This is a genomic window from Paenibacillus mesophilus, assembly GCF_005938385.1.
GTDB classification, from domain to species: domain Bacteria; phylum Bacillota; class Bacilli; order Paenibacillales; family NBRC-103111; genus Paenibacillus_AB; species Paenibacillus_AB mesophilus.
Window position 1 is genome coordinate 107,863 of record NZ_VCRA01000002.1, and the last position, 24,031, is coordinate 131,893.

At 56.2% G+C, this 24,031-nt stretch carries 19 protein-coding genes; all 19 read left to right on the plus strand.

Going from position 1 to position 24,031, the window contains the following annotated elements; genetic code table 11:
• Positions 1-75: 75 nt before the first annotated feature.
• The 19 genes from FE783_RS03145 to FE783_RS03235 all read left to right on the plus strand — a co-directional run bounded on the left by FE783_RS03145 (position 76) and on the right by FE783_RS03235 (position 24,009).
• Positions 76-636: an outer spore coat protein CotE gene (locus tag FE783_RS03145; protein ID WP_138877878.1), complete on the plus strand. Its 561-nt coding sequence runs from the start codon at positions 76-78 to the stop codon at positions 634-636.
• A 92-nt stretch (positions 637-728) separates the two neighbouring features.
• Positions 729-2,060: a putative amidoligase domain-containing protein gene (locus tag FE783_RS03150; RefSeq protein WP_138877879.1), complete on the plus strand. Its 1,332-nt coding sequence runs from the start codon at positions 729-731 to the stop codon at positions 2,058-2,060.
• A gap of 70 nt (positions 2,061-2,130) precedes the next feature.
• The gene (gene mutS / locus FE783_RS03155; protein ID WP_138877880.1) at positions 2,131-4,845 is read left to right on the plus strand and encodes a DNA mismatch repair protein MutS; all 2,715 of its coding nucleotides are present in this window, start codon (positions 2,131-2,133) and stop codon (positions 4,843-4,845) included.
• 13 nt (positions 4,846-4,858) lie between these two features.
• On the plus strand, positions 4,859-6,325 hold the full coding sequence (locus FE783_RS03160; RefSeq protein ID WP_138877881.1) for a S41 family peptidase: 1,467 nt from the start codon (positions 4,859-4,861) through the stop codon (positions 6,323-6,325).
• The gene (gene mutL / locus FE783_RS03165; RefSeq protein WP_138877882.1) at positions 6,313-8,310 is read left to right on the plus strand and encodes a DNA mismatch repair endonuclease MutL; all 1,998 of its coding nucleotides are present in this window, start codon (positions 6,313-6,315) and stop codon (positions 8,308-8,310) included. Before FE783_RS03160 ends, mutL begins: the two co-directional genes overlap by 13 nt.
• Complete coding sequence (locus tag FE783_RS03170) at positions 8,310-9,083, plus strand: class I SAM-dependent methyltransferase (protein ID WP_138877883.1); 774 nt, start codon at positions 8,310-8,312, stop codon at positions 9,081-9,083. Before mutL ends, FE783_RS03170 begins: the two co-directional genes overlap by 1 nt.
• A complete protein-coding gene (gene miaA / locus FE783_RS03175; protein ID WP_138878270.1) occupies positions 9,083-10,039 on the plus strand; it encodes a tRNA (adenosine(37)-N6)-dimethylallyltransferase MiaA in 957 nt (318 codons plus the stop codon). Before FE783_RS03170 ends, miaA begins: the two co-directional genes overlap by 1 nt.
• Positions 10,040-10,112: 73 nt before the next feature.
• Positions 10,113-10,355 (plus strand): RNA chaperone Hfq, encoded by a 243-nt coding sequence (gene hfq, locus FE783_RS03180; protein WP_138877884.1) that lies wholly within the window; start codon positions 10,113-10,115, stop codon positions 10,353-10,355.
• 148 nt (positions 10,356-10,503) lie between these two features.
• Positions 10,504-13,350 (plus strand): transglycosylase domain-containing protein, encoded by a 2,847-nt coding sequence (locus FE783_RS03185; protein ID WP_138877885.1) that lies wholly within the window; start codon positions 10,504-10,506, stop codon positions 13,348-13,350.
• A 214-nt stretch (positions 13,351-13,564) separates the two neighbouring features.
• Positions 13,565-13,957, plus strand: coding sequence for a hypothetical protein (locus FE783_RS03190; protein WP_138877886.1), 393 nt, complete (start codon positions 13,565-13,567; stop codon positions 13,955-13,957).
• A gap of 13 nt (positions 13,958-13,970) precedes the next feature.
• On the plus strand, positions 13,971-15,698 hold the full coding sequence (locus tag FE783_RS03195) for an ABC transporter ATP-binding protein (RefSeq protein ID WP_138877887.1): 1,728 nt from the start codon (positions 13,971-13,973) through the stop codon (positions 15,696-15,698).
• Entirely contained in the window at positions 15,695-17,590 is a 1,896-nt protein-coding gene (locus FE783_RS03200; protein WP_138877888.1) for an ABC transporter ATP-binding protein, read from the plus strand. The genes FE783_RS03195 and FE783_RS03200 overlap by 4 nt, the downstream gene beginning before the upstream one ends.
• A 112-nt stretch (positions 17,591-17,702) precedes the next feature.
• A complete protein-coding gene (locus FE783_RS03205) occupies positions 17,703-19,448 on the plus strand; it encodes a sensor histidine kinase (RefSeq protein ID WP_138877889.1) in 1,746 nt (581 codons plus the stop codon).
• 2 nt (positions 19,449-19,450) lie between these two features.
• Entirely contained in the window at positions 19,451-21,016 is a 1,566-nt protein-coding gene (locus FE783_RS03210; protein ID WP_138877890.1) for a response regulator, read from the plus strand.
• A gap of 24 nt (positions 21,017-21,040) precedes the next feature.
• Positions 21,041-21,784: a metallophosphoesterase family protein gene (locus FE783_RS03215; RefSeq protein ID WP_238402839.1), complete on the plus strand. Its 744-nt coding sequence runs from the start codon at positions 21,041-21,043 to the stop codon at positions 21,782-21,784.
• Positions 21,785-21,807: 23 nt separating this feature from the next.
• Positions 21,808-22,317 (plus strand): NUDIX hydrolase, encoded by a 510-nt coding sequence (locus FE783_RS03220; RefSeq protein ID WP_138877891.1) that lies wholly within the window; start codon positions 21,808-21,810, stop codon positions 22,315-22,317.
• A complete protein-coding gene (gene pgsA / locus FE783_RS03225; RefSeq protein ID WP_138877892.1) occupies positions 22,301-22,891 on the plus strand; it encodes a CDP-diacylglycerol--glycerol-3-phosphate 3-phosphatidyltransferase in 591 nt (196 codons plus the stop codon). Before FE783_RS03220 ends, pgsA begins: the two co-directional genes overlap by 17 nt.
• 147 nt (positions 22,892-23,038) lie before the next feature.
• A complete protein-coding gene (locus FE783_RS03230; RefSeq protein WP_138877893.1) occupies positions 23,039-23,455 on the plus strand; it encodes a GNAT family N-acetyltransferase in 417 nt (138 codons plus the stop codon).
• The gene (locus tag FE783_RS03235) at positions 23,452-24,009 is read left to right on the plus strand and encodes an NUDIX hydrolase (protein ID WP_138877894.1); all 558 of its coding nucleotides are present in this window, start codon (positions 23,452-23,454) and stop codon (positions 24,007-24,009) included. The genes FE783_RS03230 and FE783_RS03235 overlap by 4 nt, the downstream gene beginning before the upstream one ends.
• Positions 24,010-24,031 lie beyond the last annotated feature (22 nt).

The following is a 24,031-nucleotide window of genomic DNA, read 5'->3' on the forward strand; positions in this document are numbered from 1 at the left end:
AAAAATGTTGTCACTCTAGACGAATGTCCTGCATACACTTTAATTGAATGATTTGTCATGGAGGAGGTTTGCAGGATGTCGACTACACATAGAGAGTGCAGAGAAATCATCACGAAAGCTGTTTGCGGCAAAGGTCGTAAGTTTTCGCAAGTGACGCATACCGTAACTCCGCCACACGCTCCGTCGAGTATTCTTGGCGCCTGGGTCATCAACCACGAATATGAGGCGGTTAAATCGAACGACGGGGTCGAAGTGGTAGGTACTTACGATATCAACATTTGGTATTCTTACGACAGAAACAAGAGCACGGAGGTAGCGAAAGAAACGGTTTCCTATGTAGATCTGATCCCGCTATCGTATCTCGATCCGAAACATAGAGTTTCCACCGTCGAAGTTTCTGCGCTCGCGACGCAGGACCCGAACTGTGTGGAAGCGAACGTTTCGTCCTCCGGAAAAGGTGTCGTGATCCGGGTGGAGCGGGAGTTCCAAGTCGAGATGGTCGCCGAGACGAAGGTGTGCGTGCTCGTATGCAGCGGGGGCTGTGACGACCTCGACAAGGAAGCGGATTTCGACGGCGACGACGGAAGCGATTATGAGGATCTCGATCCCGATCTGCTCGACGACGAGGTGGATTAATACTTACTCTATACTATGTCGGAGAATACATTTCGCCAGGGGGCATCCGCCCTCTTTTTTGTTGAAAATTTGTTGGAAAAAGAGGTGGCGGGATGGATGTCTTGTACACGGAAGCCAAGCTGCTGCGGCTGAATGCCGGAGAGGCGGCATCGGCTGCCCTCGATCCGTCGAGGGTGCGCGCCGCAGGCCGTCTACTGGGGTATTCGGACACGGAAGAGACCGGGACGGGAAGGGCCATTACCCATCGTTACCGGTTTCTCTTGTTTCAGCTGGATGTGCTGTCGGTCGAACGGTCGGCCGCCAATGCCGTATACGCGGCGAACGGTGCAAGGATCGGAACGCTTTATTCGGTCGGCCGTAGCTATCGGCCGGGTGCGGAGCAATGGGAACGCGTCGGGCAAGGAGATGTCGTGGATGCAAAGCAGCAGCTGGCCGAGAAAGCGGCCATGCGGCTGCTGTACGTGACGGGACTTGATTTCGGCATGGCCGATATCGGAATCGGAACGGACGACCAACCGGTTGTTTTGAAGCTGGAGCCTTTCCCGGCGCTTGACGCTGCGCAGGCCGGCCGCTTCGCCGAAGCGATGGAGGCGTACCGGACCGCTGCAAACGCGGATAACGGGGCATCGGAACAGGCGATACTGGGAGCGGACCCGGAGTTTCTGCTGATGAACGCGGACGGCAAAGTCGTCCCCGCCTCCGCTTTTCTGCCCAAACGGGGGCGGGCCGGCTGTGATTTGGTGAGAATCGGCGGCAAAGTGATGTATCCGCTCGCGGAGCTTCGCCCCGAACCGAGCTCCGACCCGAGACAGCTCGTAACGAATATACGACGTGCGCTTCTGACGGCGGCTGAGCTGATTCCGGATACGCCGGGAATGAAATGGCTGGCTGGGGGGATGCCGGCCAAAGGCTTCGCTTTGGGCGGTCATATCCACTTAAGCGGGATCGGATTGAACGTCGCCTTGCTGCGGACATTGGACAATTATTTGGCTTTGCCGCTTATTATGATCGAGGATGAGTCGGCGAAAGCGAGGCGGCCCCGTTACGGGATTCCCGGCGATTACCGCCGCCAGCCGCACGGCGGCTTCGAATACCGGACGCTGCCCAGCTGGCTCGTCTCGCCGCGCGTGGCAAAGGGCGTGCTCGCCCTTGCCGCGATCGTTGCCGGCCGCTATCGGCAGCTTCGGCATAGACCGCTCGACCGCTTTGACGTATTGCGCCGTTATTTCGCCGGCGACAAGTCCGGGTTGAGAGGAACCGTATTGCCGATGCTGGAGTACATTCGGCGGCTGCCGGAATTTGAACGGTATGCTTCGATGCTCTCCCCCTTGTTCGATATGATCGAGAACGGACAACAATGGGATGAGCGCAAAGATATTCGCGCCGGATGGAAAATCGCGCCCCCTGCCCTGCAAACAAGGTGATCGGCCCAATTTATGTTATACTAGCAGAATAAGAATATAATCAGCAGCGATTCACGGTTGGGGGATGGACATGAGCAAATATACGCCGATGATCGAGCAATATTTGTCGATCAAAGCGCAGGCGGAGGACGCTTTTTTGTTTTTCCGCCTGGGCGATTTTTACGAGATGTTTTTCGAAGACGCGATCAAAGCGGCGCAGGAGCTGGAAATAACGCTGACCGGCCGGGAAGGCGGCATGGAGGAGCGCATCCCGATGTGCGGCATCCCGTACCATTCGGCCGAATCGTATATTGCAAGACTGATCGAGAAAGGGTACAAGGTCGCCATCTGCGAGCAGGTCGAAGATCCCGCGGAGGCGAAAGGCGTCGTCCGGCGCGAAATCGTAAGAATCGTGACGCCCGGTACGGTGATGGACGGGAAGACGGTCGGAGAGGCGAAGAACAATTTTCTCGCGTGCGTCACGTCCGCTCAAGGCCAATACGGCTTGGCCGCATGCGATTTGTCGACGGGAGAGCTGTTCGTTACGGCGACGGAATCGTTGCTGGAGCAGCTCGTGGATGAGATTAATGTATATTCCCCGTCCGAGCTGATCGGCCAGCCGGAGCTCCTCGGCCTTCTGCAATCGAAGATGGCCGGCTGGCTGCCGACGAAACTGCTCACCGGCTGGGAGCGTACGGACGAGCAGCTGCTCGCGGCCCAGTTCCCGGAAGAGGAACTCCGCTCCGTATCGGATGTTTGCCGCGAAGCGGTCGCCTTGCTGATCTCTTATTTGAACGATACGCAGAAACGTTCCCTAGCGCATATAACCCGTATCGATTTATACGAACGCCGGCAGCATATGACGATGGACCCGTATACGCGGCGGAATCTGGAGCTGACGGAAACGGTGCGGGAAAGGTCGAAGAAAGGCTCGCTGCTGTGGCTGCTCGATCGTACGGCGACGTCGATGGGAGGCAGGCTGCTGCGCCGCTGGATCGATAAGCCGCTGACGAACCGGGCGGAAATCGAGAAGCGGCTCGAGGCGGTCGATTGTTTGTACAACGGTCTCATCGTCCGGGAGGAGCTTCGCCAGCAGCTGAAGGAAGTGTACGATCTGCAGCGTCTTGTCGGCCGAATTTCTTACGGGAATGCGAACGGCCGCGATCTGGTGGCGTTGAAGCTGTCGCTTAGGCAAATCCCGCATGTGAGACAAATATGCTCGGCTTCTGGCTCGGCTACGTTGAAGGAACTGGGCGAATCGATGGACGATTGCGCCGATATCAGGCAATGGATCGAGGACGCGATTGTCGACGAGCCCCCGGTTTCCGTACGGGAAGGCGGACTGATCAAGGCCGGCTACCACGAGCGTCTCGATCAGCTGAGGGAAGCGAGCGCGAACGGCAAGCAGTGGATCGCCGAGCTGGAGCGTCAGGAACGCGAGCTGACCGGCATCAAGTCGCTCAAGATCGGCTACAACAAAGTGTTCGGGTACTACATCGAGGTAACCCGCAGCAACTTGGCCAGCTTGCCCGAGCAACGGTATGAACGGAAGCAGACGCTCGCCAATGCCGAACGATTCGTGACGCCGGAGCTGAAGGAGAAGGAAGCGCTCATCCTGGAAGCCGAAGAAAAGATGGTCGATATCGAATACGACCTATTCATGCAAATCAGGGACAAGCTTGCGGGTCAGGTGAAACGACTGCAGCAATTGGCCGAGACAATTGCTGCAGCTGATGTGCTGCAGTCGTTCGCGACCGTAGGAGCGGCATACCGGTACCGCCGTCCCGCGGTGTCGGACCAATACGAGCTGAAGATCGAGGAAGGACGCCATCCGGTAGTGGAGGCGATTCTCAAGGACAGCTCGTTTATAGCGAACGACACTCAAATGGCCGATGATGACGGACGCGTCCTGCTGATAACGGGTCCGAACATGGCGGGGAAAAGCACATATATGCGGCAGGTGGCGATGATCTGCATCATGGCGCAAATCGGCAGCTTCGTACCTGCGGAAGTGGCTTCCGTGCCGATTATCGACCGAATCTTTACGCGGATCGGCGCCGCGGACGACCTGGTAGGCGGACAAAGCACGTTCATGGTCGAGATGATGGACATCCAGACGATGACGGCGAAGGCAACGGCGCGTAGCCTCGTCATCATCGACGAGCTGGGGCGTGGAACGTCCACTGGCGAAGGAATGGCCATCGCGCAGGCGGTGATCGAATATTTGCACGACCGGATCGGCTGCAAAACGCTCGTATCCACTCACTTTCACGAGCTCGCGCATCTGGAAGAGACGCTTGCAGGGCTTCGCAACCATTGCATGGCGGTGAAGGAAAGCGGCCAGGACGTCACGTTTCTGCGCAAAATGATCCGGGGCGCCGCGAGCACGAGCTACGGCATCTATTGCGCCCGAATCGCCGGGCTGCCCGATACGATCATCGATCGGGCGTACGACCTGCTTAACCGGTTCGAGACCGTTTCTTCCGTCATTCACGACGCGGGGGAAGCCGCGGCAAGCAAGGAGGAGCCGGGACGGCCCGAGGAGCAGAAGGCCATTCGGGATGCCGATGAACCGGCGCCGTTTCCTGAAGTCGTGAAAGAGTCCGGACCTATCGTTCAATTGAGCTTGTTCGGCGACGGCGACCGGATGAACAAACCCGCTTCCAAGAGCAGGACGAAGACGGAGCAAGCGGCGGACAAGCTGGTCGAGCAATTGCAGGCGGCCGATCTGATCAATATGACGCCGCTGCAGGCGATGAACTTTTTGTACGAGCTGAAAACGAAGCTGGCTGCGGAAATGAAATAAGGAGGACTTATCGATGAAGCATCGTCTTCTCGCCGGCATTTTCAATAGATTGAAAGCTATATCCGTCACGCTGGCGCTCCTCGGTCTGCTTCACGTTCCGGCCGGATACGCGTCTGCCGAGACGGCGCAGCAGTTCGAGGAAGTGCAGGAGCTGCTGAACCAGGTTCATATCGGAGGGAAGCCGGCGGCCGGCTCCGAGCCCGGCTCGATCGACGAGCTGATCAAGACGTTGAACGACCCGTATACCGATTATTTCGACGAGGAAGAGTGGGCCGGCTTTCAAAATTCGTTGGATTTGAACTATGCGGGAATCGGAATGAGGCTCGGTCAGGACGAGTCCGGGTTTATCGCGGTGGAAATATTCCGGAACTCTCCGGCGGAAGCGGCGGGTATGCAGCGTGGCGATTACATTGTCGCCATAGCGGACAAGCCGATAGTCGGGTTGAGGATCGATCAGGTGACCGCACTGATTCGCGGCGCGGAGAATACGGAAATCCCGATGAGGGTCAGACGCGGTGACAAGGAGATCGACGTGCTGCCCGTACGCGGGCAAATTCATTTGCCTGTCGTCAGCGGCGGGATGATGGAAGGCCGGGTCGGCTATATCAGCATCGACAGCTTCTCCGAGGGAGCCGACGAAATTTTCGCCGCTACTTTGACCGTTCTGAAACAAAGCGACATTAACGGACTGGTTGTCGATTTGCGCGACAATCCCGGAGGCATATTGGGTACGGCCCAACATATTGCGGAGCAGTTTATACCGCAAGGCGTGCTTATCCATACTCGTGACAAAAACAATGCCGACGATCCGGTGCTTATCCGAAACGGCCAGACCGTACCGTTCCCGGTCGTTCTGCTTGTCAATGAAAACAGCGCCAGCGCATCCGAAGTATTGACCGCCGCGCTGCAGGACTACAACAAAGCGATAGCAGTAGGCACGAAAACATATGGCAAGGGCAGCGTTCAGGCGCTTTATGAGCTAAAGACCGGCGGCGTTCTGAAAGTGACGGTCGAGGAATATTTGTCGCCCAAGAAACGCGTCGTGAACAAAATAGGGGTGATCCCCGATATCCAGACGGAGGGCACAGTGCCTCAGCTGCTGTTCGGACTTCGTAAAGCGGGAGCGGAACAAATCAAGCTGGAAATCGAGAGACATTTGTACCGGGTAAACGGCTTCGAGTTTTTCGATGCGGGGATTCCGCTTGTGCTCGCGGACGACAGCTTGTGTATGCCCGCACGCGTATTGGCGGCAGCGGTAGGGGAGCCTCTGGAATGGAGCGACAGTCTGAATGGAGTCGTCATCGGCAAGGGCGCTTCCGCAGTTGCGTTCGATGCTTCTTCCGGCTTTCTCGTGGCCGGAGCGACCGGCTTTATCGAGCTGAGCCGCTTCAAGGAGAAGTTCCCGCAGACGGAATGGACTTCGGAGCCCGGAAAAACGGTGTTGACCGTGAAAGGAAAAGGAATGGAATGGGAAAAATAAAAGTGCTCGATGAGCATGTGGCGAACCAGATCGCCGCGGGCGAGGTGATCGAACGACCGTCGTCGGTCGTGAAGGAGCTCGTGGAAAATTCGCTCGACGCCGGCAGCACGAAAATCGACGTGTCGGTCGAGGAAGGCGGACTTCAGCTGATCCGCGTATCCGACAACGGCTCGGGCATCGAAACCGACGACTGCGAGGTCGCATTCTTCCGTCATGCGACCAGCAAAATCGGCAGCGGCAAAGATTTGTTTCAAATCCGCACGCTCGGCTTCCGCGGGGAGGCGCTACCGAGTATCGCGGCCGTTGCGAAGGTGGACTGCGTGACATCTTCCGCAACGAACGGGCTCGGCCGCAAGCTTGTCATCGAAGGAGGCTCCGTCAAGTCGTTTCTGGAAACGGCCGCTTCAAGAGGCACGGACATGACGGTTAAAGAGCTGTTCTACAACACTCCGGCGCGCTTGAAATATATGAAGACGATTCAGACCGAGCTCGGGCACATCTCCGATTATTTGTACCGGTTGGCGATGGCTCACCCGAATGTAGCATTCAGCCTGAAGCATAACGGCAACGTCCTGCTGCAGACGCTCGGCAACGGGGACCTCGTCCAAGTGATCGCCGCCGTCTATGGTACCGCTGTCGCCAAGACGATGCTTCCAGTCCGCGCGGAGAACGCGGATTACACGCTGTCCGGGTTCATCTCGCGTCCGGATATGACCCGATCGAACCGCCAGGCGATCACGATGGTCTTGAACGGAAGAACGATACGCAACTATGCGGTGTCTAACGCGATTCTGAACGCCTATCATACGCTGCTGCCGATCAACCGGTTCCCGGTCGTTGCGCTCCATATCGGCATGGACCCGGGACTGGTCGATGTCAATGTCCATCCGGCCAAGCTGGAGGTTCGCTTCAGCATGGAGCAGGAGCTCGTCAAGTTCGTCGAGGAGGAGCTGCGCGGGGTGTTGAGGGGAGAAGTGCTGATCCCGCAAGCGGGCAAGCCGACGCCGAAATCGGCCGTCGTACAGGAGCGGATGGAGCTGTATCGGCCGGCTTCGGCGGAATCGGCCGTAGAGAGCGACGACTACCGCAGCGCCCCGCTCCCGGAACCGCCGGCGGAGCAAGTCCGGGTGATCGATTCGGCGAAGTCCGGATCGACGGAAAGCGAGGCCGCCGACAGCGCGGTCGTACCGGCGGGCCGAAGCGAAACCGGTGCGGCGGATCGCGCCGCAGCGAAGGCTCCGTACATAAACAATACGCAGTCGGGATCGAATCAAACGTACCGGCATTCCGTGGCTTCGCGGGCTAATGTAAGCCAGCCGGAACGCAAGGCCGAACTGACCTATGATCAAATTGCCGGGATGGTGCAGCATAAGGACGAAACTCCGAAACCGACCGTCCCGACCTTTCCTCATCTCGATCCGATCGGGCAAATGCACGGCACTTACGTCGTCGCGCAAAACGAGAACGGGCTTTATTTGATCGACCAGCATGCGGCGCACGAGCGGATCAATTACGAGCATTATTACGAGAAGTTCGGCCGTCCCGCGGAAGCGAGCCAGCAGCTGCTCGTGCCGATTACGCTGGAATTCACGTCCGTCGAAGCGGAAGCGCTGCAGGGCAAGCTGCCGCTGCTCGAACAGGTCGGCGTCGATCTGGAGCCGTTCGGGGGCGGGGCGTTTCTCGTCCGCGGCCTGCCGCATTGGTTCCCGGCGGGAGAAGAGAAGGCGCTCGTGGAGGAAATGACCGATTGGCTGCTGGCCGAGAAAAAATCGGTCGATTTGACGAAGCTGCGGGAGAAGGCTGCGATCATGTGCTCGTGCAAAGCGTCGATCAAAGCGAACCAGCATTTGAGCCGGGCGGAGATCGAAGCGCTGCTCGACCGGTTGGCCCGCTGCCGCAACCCGTATACTTGTCCGCACGGCAGACCGATCGTAGTCAGCTTCTCGACCTACGAGCTGGAAAAAATGTTCAAGCGGGTGATGTAATGCTGGTGACGACATCTTACTCTCCGTCTAGGGAGGCGGAAGAACGCGCAAAACGGTTCGCCAAGGAGCTGGCTGTCCGCTATGTGCCGCGCGGAACGGCGTCCGTGCGCAGGCTCGGGGAGCGGTATCGCGACAAACGGTTCCTGCTCGTCACGGAGCGGGAGCTGCAATATTACGGAGGCGGAGAGACGCCGCTCTTCTTCCACCCGTCCTTGTCTCTCGTCCGCGTCAAGCGGCTGCTGAACGGGGAGAACGACGGACTGATCGAAATATCCGGAGCCGGGCCGGGAGACGTCGTGCTGGATTGCACCGCAGGCTTGGGGGCGGACTCGATCGTGTTTTCTTACGCAGTCGGGGAGACGGGCGAAGTATCCGCAGTCGAGAGCGAACCGGCGCTATTTACGATCGTGCGGGAAGGGCTGAGCCAGTATGAGACGCATTTGGAGCCGTTCAACGCCGCGATGAGGCGCGTCCGGATGAAGCTGGGCCATCATCTGGAGGAACTGCGGGGCCGGCCGGATAAAAGCGTCGACATCGTTTACTTCGACCCGATGTTCCGCGAGCCCGTGGAGGAGTCGAGCGCGATCGGACCGCTTCGGCAGGTGGCGAACCATGCTCCTTTAACCGAAGAAGCGATCCGGGAAGCCGTCCGCATCGCCCGCAAAAGCGTAGTGCTCAAAGAGCACCGGGACAGCGGCGAATTCGAGAGACTCGGCTTCCGCCAGCCGATGCGTACACGAACGAAAATCGCATATGGAGTGATACATCCTTGATTGCACCGGAAACGAAACGTCGTCTTCTCGTGCTGGTCGGGCCGACGGCCGTTGGCAAAACGAAGCTGAGTCTGGCGGCCGCCGCCCGGTTCGGCTGCGAAGTGATCTCGGGCGATTCGATGCAAGTATACCGGGGCATGGACATCGGCACGGCGAAGGCGACACCGCAAGAGCAGGCGATCGTGCCTCATCATATGATCGACATACACGATCCGGACTACCCGTTCTCGGTAGCCGAATTTCAGGAACGGGCCCGCGCGTTGATCGAAGACATTCACGGCCGGGGCAAGCTGCCTTTTATCGTAGGCGGAACCGGTCTGTATATCGAGTCGGTCTGCTACGATTTTCAATTCGGCGAAGGCGGATCGGACGAGCCGTACCGCCGCGAGCTTAACGAGTATGCCGACCGGCATGGCGAGGAGGCGCTGCACGACAAGCTGAAAGCGGTCGATCCCGCTTCGGCGGAGCGCATCCATGCGAACGACCGGAGGCGGACGATCCGCGCGCTGGAGGTGTTCCGGGCGACCGGAATGACGATGTCCGAGCATTTGGCGGGACAAAAAAAGGAGTCGCCGTACGAACTATGTATAGTCGGATTGACAATGGACCGTCCCCTTTTGTATAAACGTATTGAAGAGCGGATCGATCTGATGATCGAGGAAGGTCTTGTCGGCGAAGTCGAGCGACTGCTCGAACGCGGATATTCGACCGGGCTCGTCTCGATGCAAGGGCTGGGCTACAAGGAAATAGCCGGCTTTCTGGAAGGCTCCTACGACCTTCCGTTTGCGGTCGAGCTGTTGAAACGCAATACGCGTCGCTTCGCGAAACGTCAGCTTTCGTGGTTCCGGCGCATGAAAGACATCCGTTGGATCGACGTAACCGAACCAAATTTTTCTGCGCATTTGCAAACAATTCATGATATACTAGCAGGAAAGTTTCCCCCTGATCCAGAATAGTATTGGTGGAGTAATGGGATGGACAATTCCGGCGACAGGCCGTGGAAATCACTATATTAGGGGGTACATTTTGATGAACAAGTCGATCAACATTCAGGACACCTTTTTGAACCAGCTGCGCAAGGAAAGCATTGCGGTTACCGTCTATTTGACGAACGGTTTCCAAATCCGCGGCTACATCAAGGCGTTCGATAACTTCACGATCATTATCGACAGCGACGGCCGCCAGCAAATGGTGTACAAGCATGCGATCTCCACCTTCACGCCGCAGCGTCCGGTGTCGCTTATGCCGCAGGAGCCGGCTACCGAATCGTAATCGATTGCCTTTTTTCGCCTTGGACATGTCCGGTAGGTGAAACTTTTTTGCCGGCCGGAACGTTTAATAAGTAGAAAGAAAGAAAGAAGCGGAGCAACCCCATAAGGGTTGTTCTTTTGCTTCAATCGGGTTAGGAGGGAGTCGGAAGATGAGCGCAACGAGAAATCCCAACGCCAATCAACCGAAACAGCAACCGAAGCAGTCGAAGAAAAAAAAGAAAAAGTTTAGCGCGCGCAGGCTGATCGTATGGTTTCTGCTGACGTGCGCGCTCGGCATGTTCTGTGCGATGGGCGGCTATATTTTCATTATGCTGAACGGCGAGAAGCTGTACCAGGTCAATATCGATAAGCTGGATATGCCCGAAGCGGCGGTCGTCTACGATGTCAACGAGAAGGAAGTCACAACGCTTGCGAGAGAGAACCGCGAGCTCGTCACGACGAAGGAAATACCGGATCGTCTCAGCCAGGCTTTCATCGCTACCGAGGACAAACGGTTTAACGAGCACGGAGGCATCGACTTCTGGTCGATCGGCCGCGCATTGGTGAAAGATATCGTGAACCGCAGCGCGGTGGAAGGCGGAAGCACGATTACGCAGCAGCTCGCCAAAAACTTGTTTCTGAACGCGGACAAAACGGTGTTCCGCAAGGCGACGGAAGCGTCGATCGCGCTGGCGCTGGAAAACAACTTGCCCAAAGAAAAAATATTGGAGCTGTATTTGAACCGCATTTACTTCGGCAACCGCGCATACGGCGTCAAGGCCGCGGCCAAAAAATATTTCGGCAAATCGGATCTCGCGTCGCTTGAACTATGGGAAATGGCTACGTTGGCGGCGATTCCGAAGGCGCCTTCTCATTACAATCCGATCGAACATCCGGATCGTTCCAAAGAACGGCGCGGTGTAGTGCTTATGCTGATGCGGGACCAAGGTTATATTACCGAAGCGGAACGGGCGCAAGCCGCCGAGGTCGATTATACGTACAAAGCGCCTGCAGGAAATAACGATTACGCCACATTTATCGATTTCATGCTGAACGAAGCGGTCGAGAAGTCGGGTAAGACCGAAGACGAGCTGCTCCGCGGCGGATATAAAATATATTCAACGATGGACCCGGTCGCCCAGAAGGCGATCGAGCAAGCCTATGCGAACGACAAGCTGTTCCAGAAAGACGGACCGAAGCAGAAAATGCAAAGCTCGATGGTCATCGTCAATCATAAAAACGGCGGCATCGTCGGAATGATCGGCGGCAGGGGCTATAAGACGAAAGACTTGAACAGAGCGGTCCGACCGCGTGCTCCCGGATCGTCGTTCAAGCCGATTGCGGCATACGCGCCGGCGATGGAGCAGGATTTCAAGAAATACAACCCGTATACGATGCTGAAGGACGAGAAAATGTCGTTCGGCTCCTATTCGCCCAACAACTGGGACAATGTGTATCTCGGACAGATCAGTATGACGCAAGCGTTGCAGAAGTCGGCGAACGTAGCAAGCGTGTGGCTGCTGAACGAAATCGGCGTACAGAAAGGCATGGATTTTGCAGAAAAACTCGGCATCAAATTGGATAAAAGCAAGGATCACAATCTCGCCATCGCATTGGGCGGCTTGACCAACGGCGTTACCCCTCTGCAGTTGGCGACGGCGTACGGAGCGTTCGCCAATAACGGCCAGATGTACGATAGCCACTCCGTCGTCAAAATCGTCGATTCGGATAACAAGGAAGTATATAAATTCAAGGCCGATAAGCCGAAGCAGGTTATGACCGCAAGAACCGCCTGGTATATGACGGTCATGCTGAAAAACGCGGTCGACAACGGAACGGGCGCCAGCGCCAAAATGAACCGTCCGGTCGCGGGGAAAACAGGGACGACGCAGCTGGATTTGAAAGGACTTGAGAAGTTTAACCGCGACGTCTGGTTTGCCGGCTATACGCCCGAGTGGACGGCGGCGATCTGGATGGGCTTCGACACTACCGATACGCAGCACTATGTGTCCAGCGGCAGCGCGGGTCCGGCGATCTTATTCAAGGAAGTCATGACGAAGGCGCTCGAGGGCCATAAGGTAACGCAGTTCCAGAAGCCGAAAGACGTACCGGAACTGAGCGAGCCGCCGAAGTCGGTTACGGATTTGTCCGCCGTCTACGTACCGGAGAAAGGGAGTGTCAGGTTGACCTGGACTCCGATCGGCGGCGACAATATCGTTTATAAGCTGTTCCGCAAAGGCTCGAAGGAGAAAGACTTTATCGAGCTGCCGCGTACGACGAACGCAACGGCGGACGATATAACCGCTCCCGCCGGAGATAAATACGAGTATTACGTCGTGCCGTACAACTCCTCGACGGATACCGAGGCGGCGAAGTCCAATACGGTTTCCATCGAAGTTCCGGCGGGCGGCGGTCTGCTTGACCCGCTAAAGCCGGGCAACGGTAACGGCGGTAACGGGAATAACGGAAACGGTCAAGGTCAAACGAATCCCGGCAACGGAAATCCGAACCAGGGAGGCGGCGCGACGAAACCGGGAACGGGAAGCGGGACCGGCACGGGAGGAAGCGGAACGGGAACGGGAAGCGGGACCGGTACGGGAGGAAGCGGAACGGGGACGGGAAGCGGGACCGGTACGGGAGGAAGCGGAACGGGAACGGGAAGCGGGACCAGCACGGGAGGAAGCGGAACGGGGACGGGAAGCGGGACCGGTACGGGAGGAAGCGGAACGGGAACGGGAAGCGGGACCAGCACGGGAGGAAGCGGAACGGGGACGGGAAGCGGGACCAGCACGGGAGGAAGCGGAACGGGGACGGGAAGCGGGACCGGCACGGTAGGAAGCGGAACGGGAACGGGAAGCGGGACCAGCACGGGAGGAAGCGGAACGGGGACGGGAAGCGGGACCAGTACGGGTGGGACCGGCACGGGAAGCGGGACCAGTACGGGTGGGACCGGCACGGGAACTCCAAGCACAGACAATCCTGTCAGAATTACACCGACTACGCCGATCATCCGATAAATACCGCTTTGTTCAACTGCTGCATTTCAATACGAGAAAAAGAATCGGTCGCCGGACCGATTCTTTTTTAATTTCCAACCCGTATAGTATTCGGTATATGCCACAAAGGAAATTTAAAGGGGGATGAATTAGGAAATCTAATTAGATATGTTATTTACATATCTAATTAGATGTGCAATAGTATGTTTATCATCATCTTAACGAGGTGGGCAACATGAGCAGGCTGAAAAAATACGCAAAAAAATCGAAAGAGGAATATCATCAGTATCCTTGGAAAGTGGATTACGAGCTGTTCGCCTTCTTCAGCAAATATTGCGAAAGCTTGAATTTGTCGGTCAACGAGGCGTTATCTTTGCTCGTCAGCGATGAAATCGAAACGTACAAGGAGCAATTGTCGGAAGAGGAGCAATCCGGCATATTGGATGAATTCCGAATGAAGAAAGGAATCTTTTTACGCGAAGGGATGCCTCCTGCCTGCGTACACCCCGGCATGCCTCCCCAAGGAATGCGGCCGCGCGGAATGATGCCGGAGCACCAGGACGGAAATCCGCGCCGTGGCGGTCCGAGAGGAAATCCCCCGCATCACCCGATCCCCGACAACGAATAGGAGAGTGGACTGTTTGATCAAGCTGTTCCGATTTTTGGGACCGTACCGGTATTGGATTGCGGCCGTAGTGTGCCTGATGTTCCTGCAGTCGATCGCGCAGCTGTACTTGCCGACGCTTATGGCCGATATCGTCGACATCGGCGTCATGCACGGCGACACCGCTTACATCTTGACGATGGGGGCGGTTATGCTGGTTGTCGCGGCATTGGGAACGGCATGCAACGTGACGGCCGGTTTCCTTTCCTCGAAGACGTCTGCCGGCTTCGGGAAAATCGTAAGAGGTAAAGTGTTCGGCCATGTGGAACGATTTTCGCTCCAGGAGTTCGATACGTTCGGCACCGCTTCGATGATTACGCGCACGACGAACGATATTACGCAGGTTCAACAAGTGCTGTTCATGCTGATGCGCATGTTTCTGAGCGCACCGCTCATGATCGTCGGCGGGATCGTGATGGCTGTATCCAAAGACGCGAAGCTGTCTCTTGTACTGGTCGCGGTCATTCCGCTGCTCGCGGGAGTCATCGTCTTTGTGGCATCCAAAGGGATACCGCTCTTTCGCTCCATGCAGGCGAAGCTGGACCGGCTGAACTTGGTATTGCGTGAAAATTTGACCGGAATCCGCGTCATTCGCGCCTTTAATCGAACCGAACACGAACGGGACCGCTTCGGAGCGTCCAATGAAGATTTGACCCGGACGGCGATCAAAGTGACGCGCATCATGTCCGTTATTTTCCCGATTATGCTGCTGCTTCTCAACTTGTCGCTCGTGGCGATTATGTGGTTCGGCAGCATTCGCATCGATCTAGGCTACATGCAAGTAGGAGATTTGATCGCATTCACCCAGTACGCGTCGCAAATTTTATTTTCCCTGACAATGGTATCGATGATGTTCATGATGATTCCGAGGGCATCCGCTTCGGCCGTACGGATCAATGAAGTGCTGAATACTTCGCCAACGATCGTCGACGCTCCGGACTTCAAAGGCAGTGCAGGACTTAAGGGCGCCGTGGAATTCCGGGACGTTACGTTCAGTTATCCGGGAGCGGAGCAGCCTGCGGTGCGCAACGTGTCGTTTACCGCCGGTACGGGTGAAGTGACGGCGATTATCGGAGGAACGGGCTCCGGGAAATCGACGCTCATGAATTTGCTGCTCCGCTTCTATGATGTTGGTGGTGGCAGCGTAAGAATCGACGGGACGGATATCCGTGAACTCGGTCAGGAGCAATTGCGCGAAATGATCGGCTATGTCCCGCAGAAAGCATCGCTGTTCTCCGGAACCGTGACGGATAATATTCGTTTCGGTAATGTTGGGGCTACCCGGGAAGAAATCGAGCATGCGGCGGAAGTCGCGCAAGCCGGAGAGTTCATATCCGGTTTGAAGGACGGATTCGACTCGCCGGTGTCGCAAGGGGGAACGAACTTCTCCGGAGGACAAAAGCAGCGGCTCTCGATCGCTCGCGCGCTTGTAAGAAATCCGGCGATTTACGTGTTCGACGACAGCTTCTCGGCGCTCGATTTCAAAACGGACGCCAAGCTGCGGGCCGCGCTTCAAGCCGAGACGGCCGACGCCACTTTGCTGATCGTAGCCCAACGCGTCAGTACGATAATGAACGCCGATCGGATCGTCGTTCTGGATGACGGGGAGGTAGCGGGAATCGGAACCCATCGCGAGCTGCTCGATTCGTGCGAAGTATACCGGGAGATCGTGATGTCCCAGCTGTCTGAGGAGGAAATCGCATGAGCGGACAACAAAAAAGCCAGGAGCCGAAAGGACAAGGCTTCCGACCGGGCTTCGGCTTCGGTCCCGGGGGCGGCATGATGGGCATGCCGGGGCAGAAGGCGAACGACGCCAAAGGGGCGATGAAGCGTCTGCTCGGCTACCTCAAGCAGCGGAAGGGACAGCTGTTCATCGTGTTCGTGGCGGCTGTGCTGAGTACCGTATTCGGAATCGTCAGCCCGAAAATTATGGGACAGGTGACGACCAAGCTGTTCGAAGGCGCCATGGCGAAGCTGAAAGGCGTCGCCGGAGCCGCTATCGATTTCGAGTACATTTGGCACATTTTGCTTATTCTGATCGGATTATACGCTTTAAGCGCTTTGTTCACATTCGTCCAGCAATATATTGTGGCGGGTGTCGCCCAGCAGGTCGTGTTCTCGCTGCGCAAGGACGTACAGAACAAACTGAACCGGCTGCCGCTTAAATATTTCGATTCCCGGACGCATGGGGAAATATTGAGCCGGGCCACCAATGACGTCGACAATATCGGGAACACGCTTCAGCAGGTGCTGTCCCAGTTCATTTCGTCCGTCGTCCTGCTGGTCGGCATCATCGTCATGATGCTGACGATCAGTCCGCTGCTTACGCTGATTACGATCATTACGCTGCCTCTTAGCGTACTCGTGACGAAGAAAGTCGCATCGCGCTCGCAAAAATATTTTGCCTCCCAACAAAAGACGCTCGGCGAATTGAACGGCCATGTCGAGGAAATGTACGGCGGACATACGATCGTCAAAGCATTCGGCCACGAGAAGAAGTCGATTGAATCGTTTAATGCCATTAACGAAAAACTGTACGATTCCGGTTGGAGAGCGCAGTTCGTATCCGGCATCATTATGCCGCTCATGATGTTTGTCGGGAATATCGGCTATGTGCTCGTCTGCGTCGTAGGCGGCATATTCGTGACGCGGCAGGCGATTACGATCGGCGATGTCCAGGCGTTCATTCAGTATTCGCAGCAGTTTACGATGCCGATTACGCAGGTGGCGAATATCGCCAATTTGATCCAGTCCTCTCTTGCTTCCGCCGAACGCGTATTCGAGCTGCTGGACGAGACGGAAGAGGTGCCCGAAGCCGTCAAGTCCAACGCGCTTGCAGGCGTGAAAGGAAATGTCGCTTTCCGGGACGTATCGTTCGGGTATAAGGACGACGCTCCTCTCCTCGAAGGGATGTCGATTGCGATTCGCCCGGGACAAACGGTTGCCATTGTCGGACCTACCGGCGCGGGTAAGACGACACTCGTGAATCTGCTCATGCGGTTTTATGAAATCGGCGGCGGTGCCATAACGATCGACGGAGTGGACATCCGCGAGCTGAAGAGGAGCCGGCTGCGGGAGCTGTTCGGGATGGTGCTGCAGGATACGTGGCTGTTCAACGGAACGATCCGCGACAATATCGCTTACGGGCGCGAAGGGGCGACCGAAGAGGAAGTTGTGCAGGCGGCCAAGGCGGCTTACGCGGACCATTTCATCCGCACGCTTCCGGAAGGGTACGACACCGTGCTGAACGAAGAGGCGTCCAATTTGTCGCAAGGCCAAAAGCAGCTGCTGACGATCGCCCGCGCGATATTGGCCGACCCGGCCATCCTTATCCTCGACGAAGCGACCAGCAGCGTCGATACCCGTACCGAGGTGCATATTCAGAAAGCGATGCACGATTTGATGAAAGGCCGAACGAGCTTCGTTATCGCCCACCGTTTATCCACGATACGCGATGCCGACTTGATTCTGGTCATGAACCACGGCCGCGTCATCGAACAGGGCAATCATGAGCAGCTACTTGCGATGGACGGATTTTATACGGATTTGTACTACAGCCAGTTTACCGGCGGCAAGCAGCGTAAAGAAATCGTATAGCAGCGGAAACACTTAGCCCGAGCGATCGGGCTTTTTCTTTTTACCTGTAGGAATCCGGCCGCTTTTGTCGAATGATATGGGTAATGCGGGTACTATGGAATCGTGGTGAACTATGAATCGATTGTACGAATGGATCGGCTCGCAGCCCTTCAGAAGCTTTCAGCTCCGATTGTTCTTATATTTGTTTTGGATTGGCTCGATTCCGATTTTCGTGGCGCTCACGTTTTTCTATCTCCATTCCTCCGAACGGTCGGAAGGCGAGTGGCGGGGGCTTGTCGCGAAGAAGCACGATCAGGTGCAGCGGCGGCTCGAGAGGGAAATGCGCGAGCTTGAATATATGTACAGCGTCTGGCTGCAAAACGATGCCGTAGGGCAGCTGATGAGGGCAAGCCGGGACGGGCGCGAGATGGGCGAACCGGCGCGGATGGCCAAAGAATCGATTACCGCGACAGCGGCGTTTCAGATGGAATACCGCAAAAGCGTATCCGATTTGTGTTTCTATTTCGAAGGGAGCGGCTCGTTTTGCGCTACGGGGAATCCGTACGACTACGAGGCCGAGCAGCCGGTCCGTCTTCCGGCGAACCGGAACGACTTCTTCGTTCTTCCGGAAGGAAGGAACATGATCGGCTGGGTAGGTCCGATCTACGATCCGGTCAACCTTGTCATCGTCGGGTACATCAAAATCATATTGGACATTTCCCGCGTGCTCGATGACGTCCGTCAAGATCAGTTGTTGTCGGATATCGTATTGTGGGATCCGGCGACCGACTCGGTCCTGTTCGAGAGCGGAAGGCGCGATCCGGCCACCAGTCACAGTCCGGCGTCGTTCCTGTCGGAGAAAAGCGCCTTTCTCCGCAGCGAGAACGGAGTGTTTTTGTCGCAGCGTCCGGTTGCCATACCCGGCCAATCGTGGATGTCGTATCTCGAAGCCCCGAATACCGATATACGCTCCCTGCAATCGACGCTGCGCAATACGGTGCTCGTGTTTTTTACGATTTTGCTTGCCGTCTCCGTCATCAGCTCGCTGATCTTCTCCAAGCTGTTCTCCAGGCCGCTCCATCTGCTTCGCCAGTTGATGAAACGGGCCGAATCCGGGGATTTGAAAGCGTACTGGACGTACGGCAGCATCCGCGAGATCGACGAGCTCGGCAACAGCTACAACCAAATGCTCAACCGGCTCGAGGAGACGATCAAGCAGGTGAAGCAGGAGGAGTCGCTCAAGAAGGAAGCGGAGATCGAGGCGCTGCAATATCAGCTGAATCCGCATTTTTTATACAATACGTTAAATACGATTAAATGGGTGGCGAAAATTCATAAAACGCCGCAAATCTCCGATGCGGTCAGCGCGCTCGTCAGACTGCTGCAGGCGAGCCTCGGCAAAAAAGGCGATTTTATTTCCTTGAAAGAGGAAATCGGCCTCATCCAGGATTACATGGCCATTCAGTCGTTCCGGTACGGCGATACGGTCCGGATCCGTTATGAGATCGATCCGCTCGCTTCGGTTTGTCTGGTGCCGAAAATGATGCTTCAGCCGCTCGTGGAGAATGCGCTCATACACGGCCTCGAGAACAGCGCCATTGACGGAGAAATTACGATCCGGGCATGGCTCGACCGCGATATGCTGCTGTGCGAGGTGCAGGACAACGGAAAAGGGATGGACGCACCGGAAAAAATGTTGGATACGCAGCCGCGCGGACATAGCGCCAAAGAACGGATGAGCGGCATCGGCTTGAGCAACATTCGCGAGAAAATCAAGCTGTATTACGGCCCGGATTATAAAATGCACGTGATCAGCAAGCCGGGCTTCGGGATGACAGTCCGTTTGTCGCTGCCTATTCATCGAAATGAGGAGTCTTGAGCATGAACGTTTTGATCGTCGATGACGAACCGATCATCCGCATCGGCTTGAAATCTCTTGTGAATTGGGAGGAGCACGGCTTCCGCCTGGTCGGCGAAGCCTCGGACGGAGTAGAAGCGCTGGAGCACATCCGCCGCGAACCGGTCGATATCGTCATAACCGATATCCGCATGCCGAAGATGGACGGATTGGAGCTTATGCGAGAAGTGAAGGCGGTCCAGAGAGACGTCGGATTGCTCGTGCTCAGCTGTTTGGACGACTTCGCCTTCGTCAAAGAAGCGATGAAGCTCGGGGCACACGATTATATATTGAAGCCCACGATGGAGCCCGACGAGCTGCTCGCGATCTTGCGAACGATCCGGACGAAGCTCGAGGAAGAACGTCAAACGAAACGGGTGCTCGCCGAATGGAGGGAACAAATTCAACAATCCGGGGCTTACCGGATTGCCGAATGGCTGCGGCAATATGTGCAGACGGGTACGGGGCAGGAGCGGCTCGAGGCGGAGCTGTTTCAGCCGGGCTGCGGCGTATTCAGTATCTGGATCGAAGGAGATCCGGGCATCTTGCCGGCGGTCGACGAATGGCCCATTCCGCACAGCCGCGCGATCATCAAATGGAGCGATAAGGTATGGATCGCGCTGTGCAGTTACGAGAAGGGAGTCTCCGAGAAGGAGCGGTACGACCGGATGTTCGGCTACGCCCAAACCGTCTTCGTGAGGATGAAAGAGACGAGCGGGCCGGAGGACGATTGGGTTGTCTGTCTCGGTCCGGTTATTCCGAAGCTTTCAGACTTCTCTCATGCTCTTTCGTATCATCGTTTGCAGCTTCACGAACGGTTTTACGGTACGCCGGAACGTTTTGTCGTCGGCGAGCCGGAGACGGCCGACGACGGACCGCTTCCTGCGGCGGAGCGTAACGATTTTTTGCGCGCGGTATCGAATGGCAACCGTGAGGCGGCTTTTTACTGGATCGACGTATTGACCGGATCGCTGAAGCATCACAAGCCGAACGTCGGCAAGCTGCGGACGTTTCTGTCCGAGATGCTCGGACTTGCGTTCGAATTCGCCCGGCAGCACAATTCCGCCCCTCCGGTCGAGGAAGAGTTTCTGAGCGTTTCGCTCGACAATATTCGAGCAATTCCCCATATCGATCCGCTCTGCTTGTTCGTAAGAGAAACGGCCCGTCAGCTCTGGTCGAAGCCGCTTGACGATCGTATGACGAGAGAGCCCAGCAACCCGTTTATCAAAAAAGCGGTACGCTTCATGCGCGAGCACTACAACCGCAATATCGGGACTGTCGATATCGCCGATCATGTCAAGCTGAGCCGCAGCTACTTGAGCGACTTGTTCAGCAAAGAAATGGGAGAGTCGCTCACTGAGACGCTGACCCGGATCCGAATCGAGGAAGCGAAGCGGAAGCTGCGCACCGGAGAGATGAAGGTGTATGAAATCGCCGAAGCGGTCGGCTTCTCCGATCCGAAGTCGTTTGCCAAAACGTTCAAGCGGTTCGTCGGCTGTACGCCGAAGGAGTTCGAGGCGCGCGAGGGGGAAGGGGCGGGCCGGAGGTAAGACTTGTCGACAAGGGATGGAAGGTTGAGACCGAAAACTATGAAAATAGCGATTATTACGGATGTGCATGGGAATTACCCTGCCTTGCAGACTGCAATCTCGCAAATAGACCACGCCGGGGATATCGAACGGATTTATTGTTTGGGCGACATGATCGGTATCGGTCCCGATACGAATGAAGTGCTGGAGCTGCTGACCGCGAGAAACGACGTCTCGTTCGTAACGGGAAATCATGAGCTGGCCGTGCTTCATATTCTGGACGGCAATGGATGTCTGGAAGGGCATGAAAGTGCGTTTGAGCACCATAAGTGGATTGCGGATCGGCTGGACTCGCGATTTTTACCTTTTCTTAGAGCTCTTCCGCTGCAGCAGACCATGCGGATGGAGGGGGTGACGATGCTGCTGACGCATTATCATCTCCAAGCGGACGGCCGTTACCGGATGATCGATCCGGACCCGAGCGGTGAAAAGCTGGATTCGCTCTACGATGCGGCCCCGTACAAGCTCGTTTGTTTTGGCCACCATCACCCTTTGCACCACTTCCGGACGAACGAAAGGACTTATTTGAATCCGGGGGCGTTGGGATGTAATGATAAGCCGTTGACTAGGTACGGCATCGTTACGGTTGTGAGCGGGGAGGCCGTTGTTGAAGTGAAAGAAGTGGAGTACGATAATCGTGCCTTTTTGCGGTCCTATTACAAACTGGATGTCCCGGACAAAGAGTTTATTTTTAAAGTGTTTCATGGAATTCAGCGCGCCGATCGATAACGGCTAGTAAGGGTGGTGGTTTCATGGACGATTATCGATATTGCCCGCTGTGCGGCAGCGAACTGGCAGGCTCTTACATACCCGGGAAAAGCTATCGCCGCTGCGCATCGGGGCATTTTACGCTATATCCGAACCAATCCGTTGGCGCCGCCGCGATTATTACAGACAACGGACGCGTACTGCTGGAACGAAGGGCGATCAAGTCGGGCTATGGCCTATGGGCTTTGCCCGGCGGGATGGCCGAGCGGGGCGAATCGATCGAGCATTGCGTAAGGAGAGAAGTACGGGAAGAAACGGGCTTGGATATCGAGCAAGTGCAATTGCTGGACGTTGTCGGCGGAAATCGGGTGTGCATCGTATTTTACGAAGCGCAAGTGGCGGGCGGCGAGCTCCAGAAGTCGGAGGAGTCGTTGGAGCTGGCGTGGTTCGATTTCGAAAGCGTCCCGTTCGAGCATTTCGCGTTCCCCCGGCATACGGACATGCTGCGCAAATGGATGGAAAAGGGGGAGATCCGTTATGAATCTGGCCAATAAAATAACGATCGCCAGAATCGCGTTGGTACCGCTATTCATGTTGTTTTTGCAGCCTTTTCCGGACTGGATGGTGCGGCAGTTCGGAGCGGTCGCGTTCATTGACCGTTACGGCATTTATTTGGCGGCGCTCCTCTTTATTACGGCTGCCGCCACCGATAAAATAGACGGATATGTGGCGAGAACATACAACCAGATCACGAACCTGGGGAAGCTGCTCGATCCGCTTGCGGATAAGCTGTTGATCGCAACGGCCCTGATCATGCTTGTCCAGACGGACAGCATATCGTCGTGGGCGGCTGTCGTCATTATCGGCAGGGAGGCGTTTATTACCGCGATCCGGGTTGTTGCCGCATCGAAGGGCATCGTTCTCGCAGCCGACCGTTACGGGAAATGGAAGCTGGTCCTGCAGGTTGCGGCGATCGCCGCCGTCCTCATTCAGCAGTTTCCGATATGGGGCGCCGCGGTTTATCCGATCGGTTCGTTCTTGATGGCGGCCGCCGTGCTGTTGACGGTTTATTCCGGCTTTCATTATGTCCGGACCAATTATAAGCAATTGCAGTTGAACGGGGTATAACATGGTAGATTAACGCCGGTTACGAGTGCCGGAAGAACAACAAACGACATTTTTCGGCTTTCGCCGAAGGAAGTGTCGCTTTATGCGCTTTCCCGGGAAAAGGTGTACTCCGCTGTCAAGCACAACGTAAAGGAGTTCAAGATTCCGATGGAATTGACGGAAATGACGGTCGATCACTACGAGCAGTCGATCGAGTTATGGAAGAGTACGGAGGGCCTGGTGTTGAGCGAATCCGATTCGAAAGCGAACATCGGTCTGTTTTTGAGCCGAAATGAAGGAATGAGCTTTGTTTGCTTGGAGGGAGGACGCGTCGTCGGAACGATCATGTGCGGCCATGACGGGCGGCGCGGGTTTCTGTATCACGTAGCGGTCAGCAAGACGTTTCGCGGCAAAGGCATTGCGAGACGGATGGTGGAGCGCAGCCTCGAAGCTCTTCGAGCGGCGGGAATAACCAAGTGCCATTTGTTTACGCTCGAATCGAATGAGGCCGGCAATCGTTATTGGTCCGGTACCGGCTGGGAGAGACGGAGCGGCATCCTGCTGTATTCGAGGGATGTGCCATGAGCGGTCTGTTGCCGCTCGCCTATACGATCTTGTTTATCCGGCAAGGAAGCAAGCTGTTGATGCTGAACCGGGACCGCGCACCGGCAAAAGGGTTATGGAACGGCGTAGGCGGCAAGCTGGAGCCGGGTGAAGCGCCTTTGGACGGCGTTCTCCGGGAAGCGCTGGAGGAGACGGATATCCGTTTGGCACATGCCCGGTTCAGAGGCGTGGTTACATGGGAGTCGGACCATTCCCGGATCGGAGGGATGTATGCCTATGTGGCGGTGCTGCCGGACGGCGTCTCTTATCCGACACCGAGACGCACCGACGAAGGATTGCTGGAGTGGAAGGAGATCGAATGGATTTTCTCGGAGAACAATCTGGGAATCGGCGAGATCATCCCGAAATATTTGCCCGCTCTGCTGCATGACGACAGTCTCCACGCGCATCACTTCGTCCTGAACAACAATCGGTGCATGCGATATGATCAGTTCGCGCTGGAACATTTCGTTGATGGAAAGGGTAGGGAGCTTGGCCTTAGGTTCGATCTATCGATTGTTCCATTGATATACTAAGGAACTAGACGTAAAGTCGAGA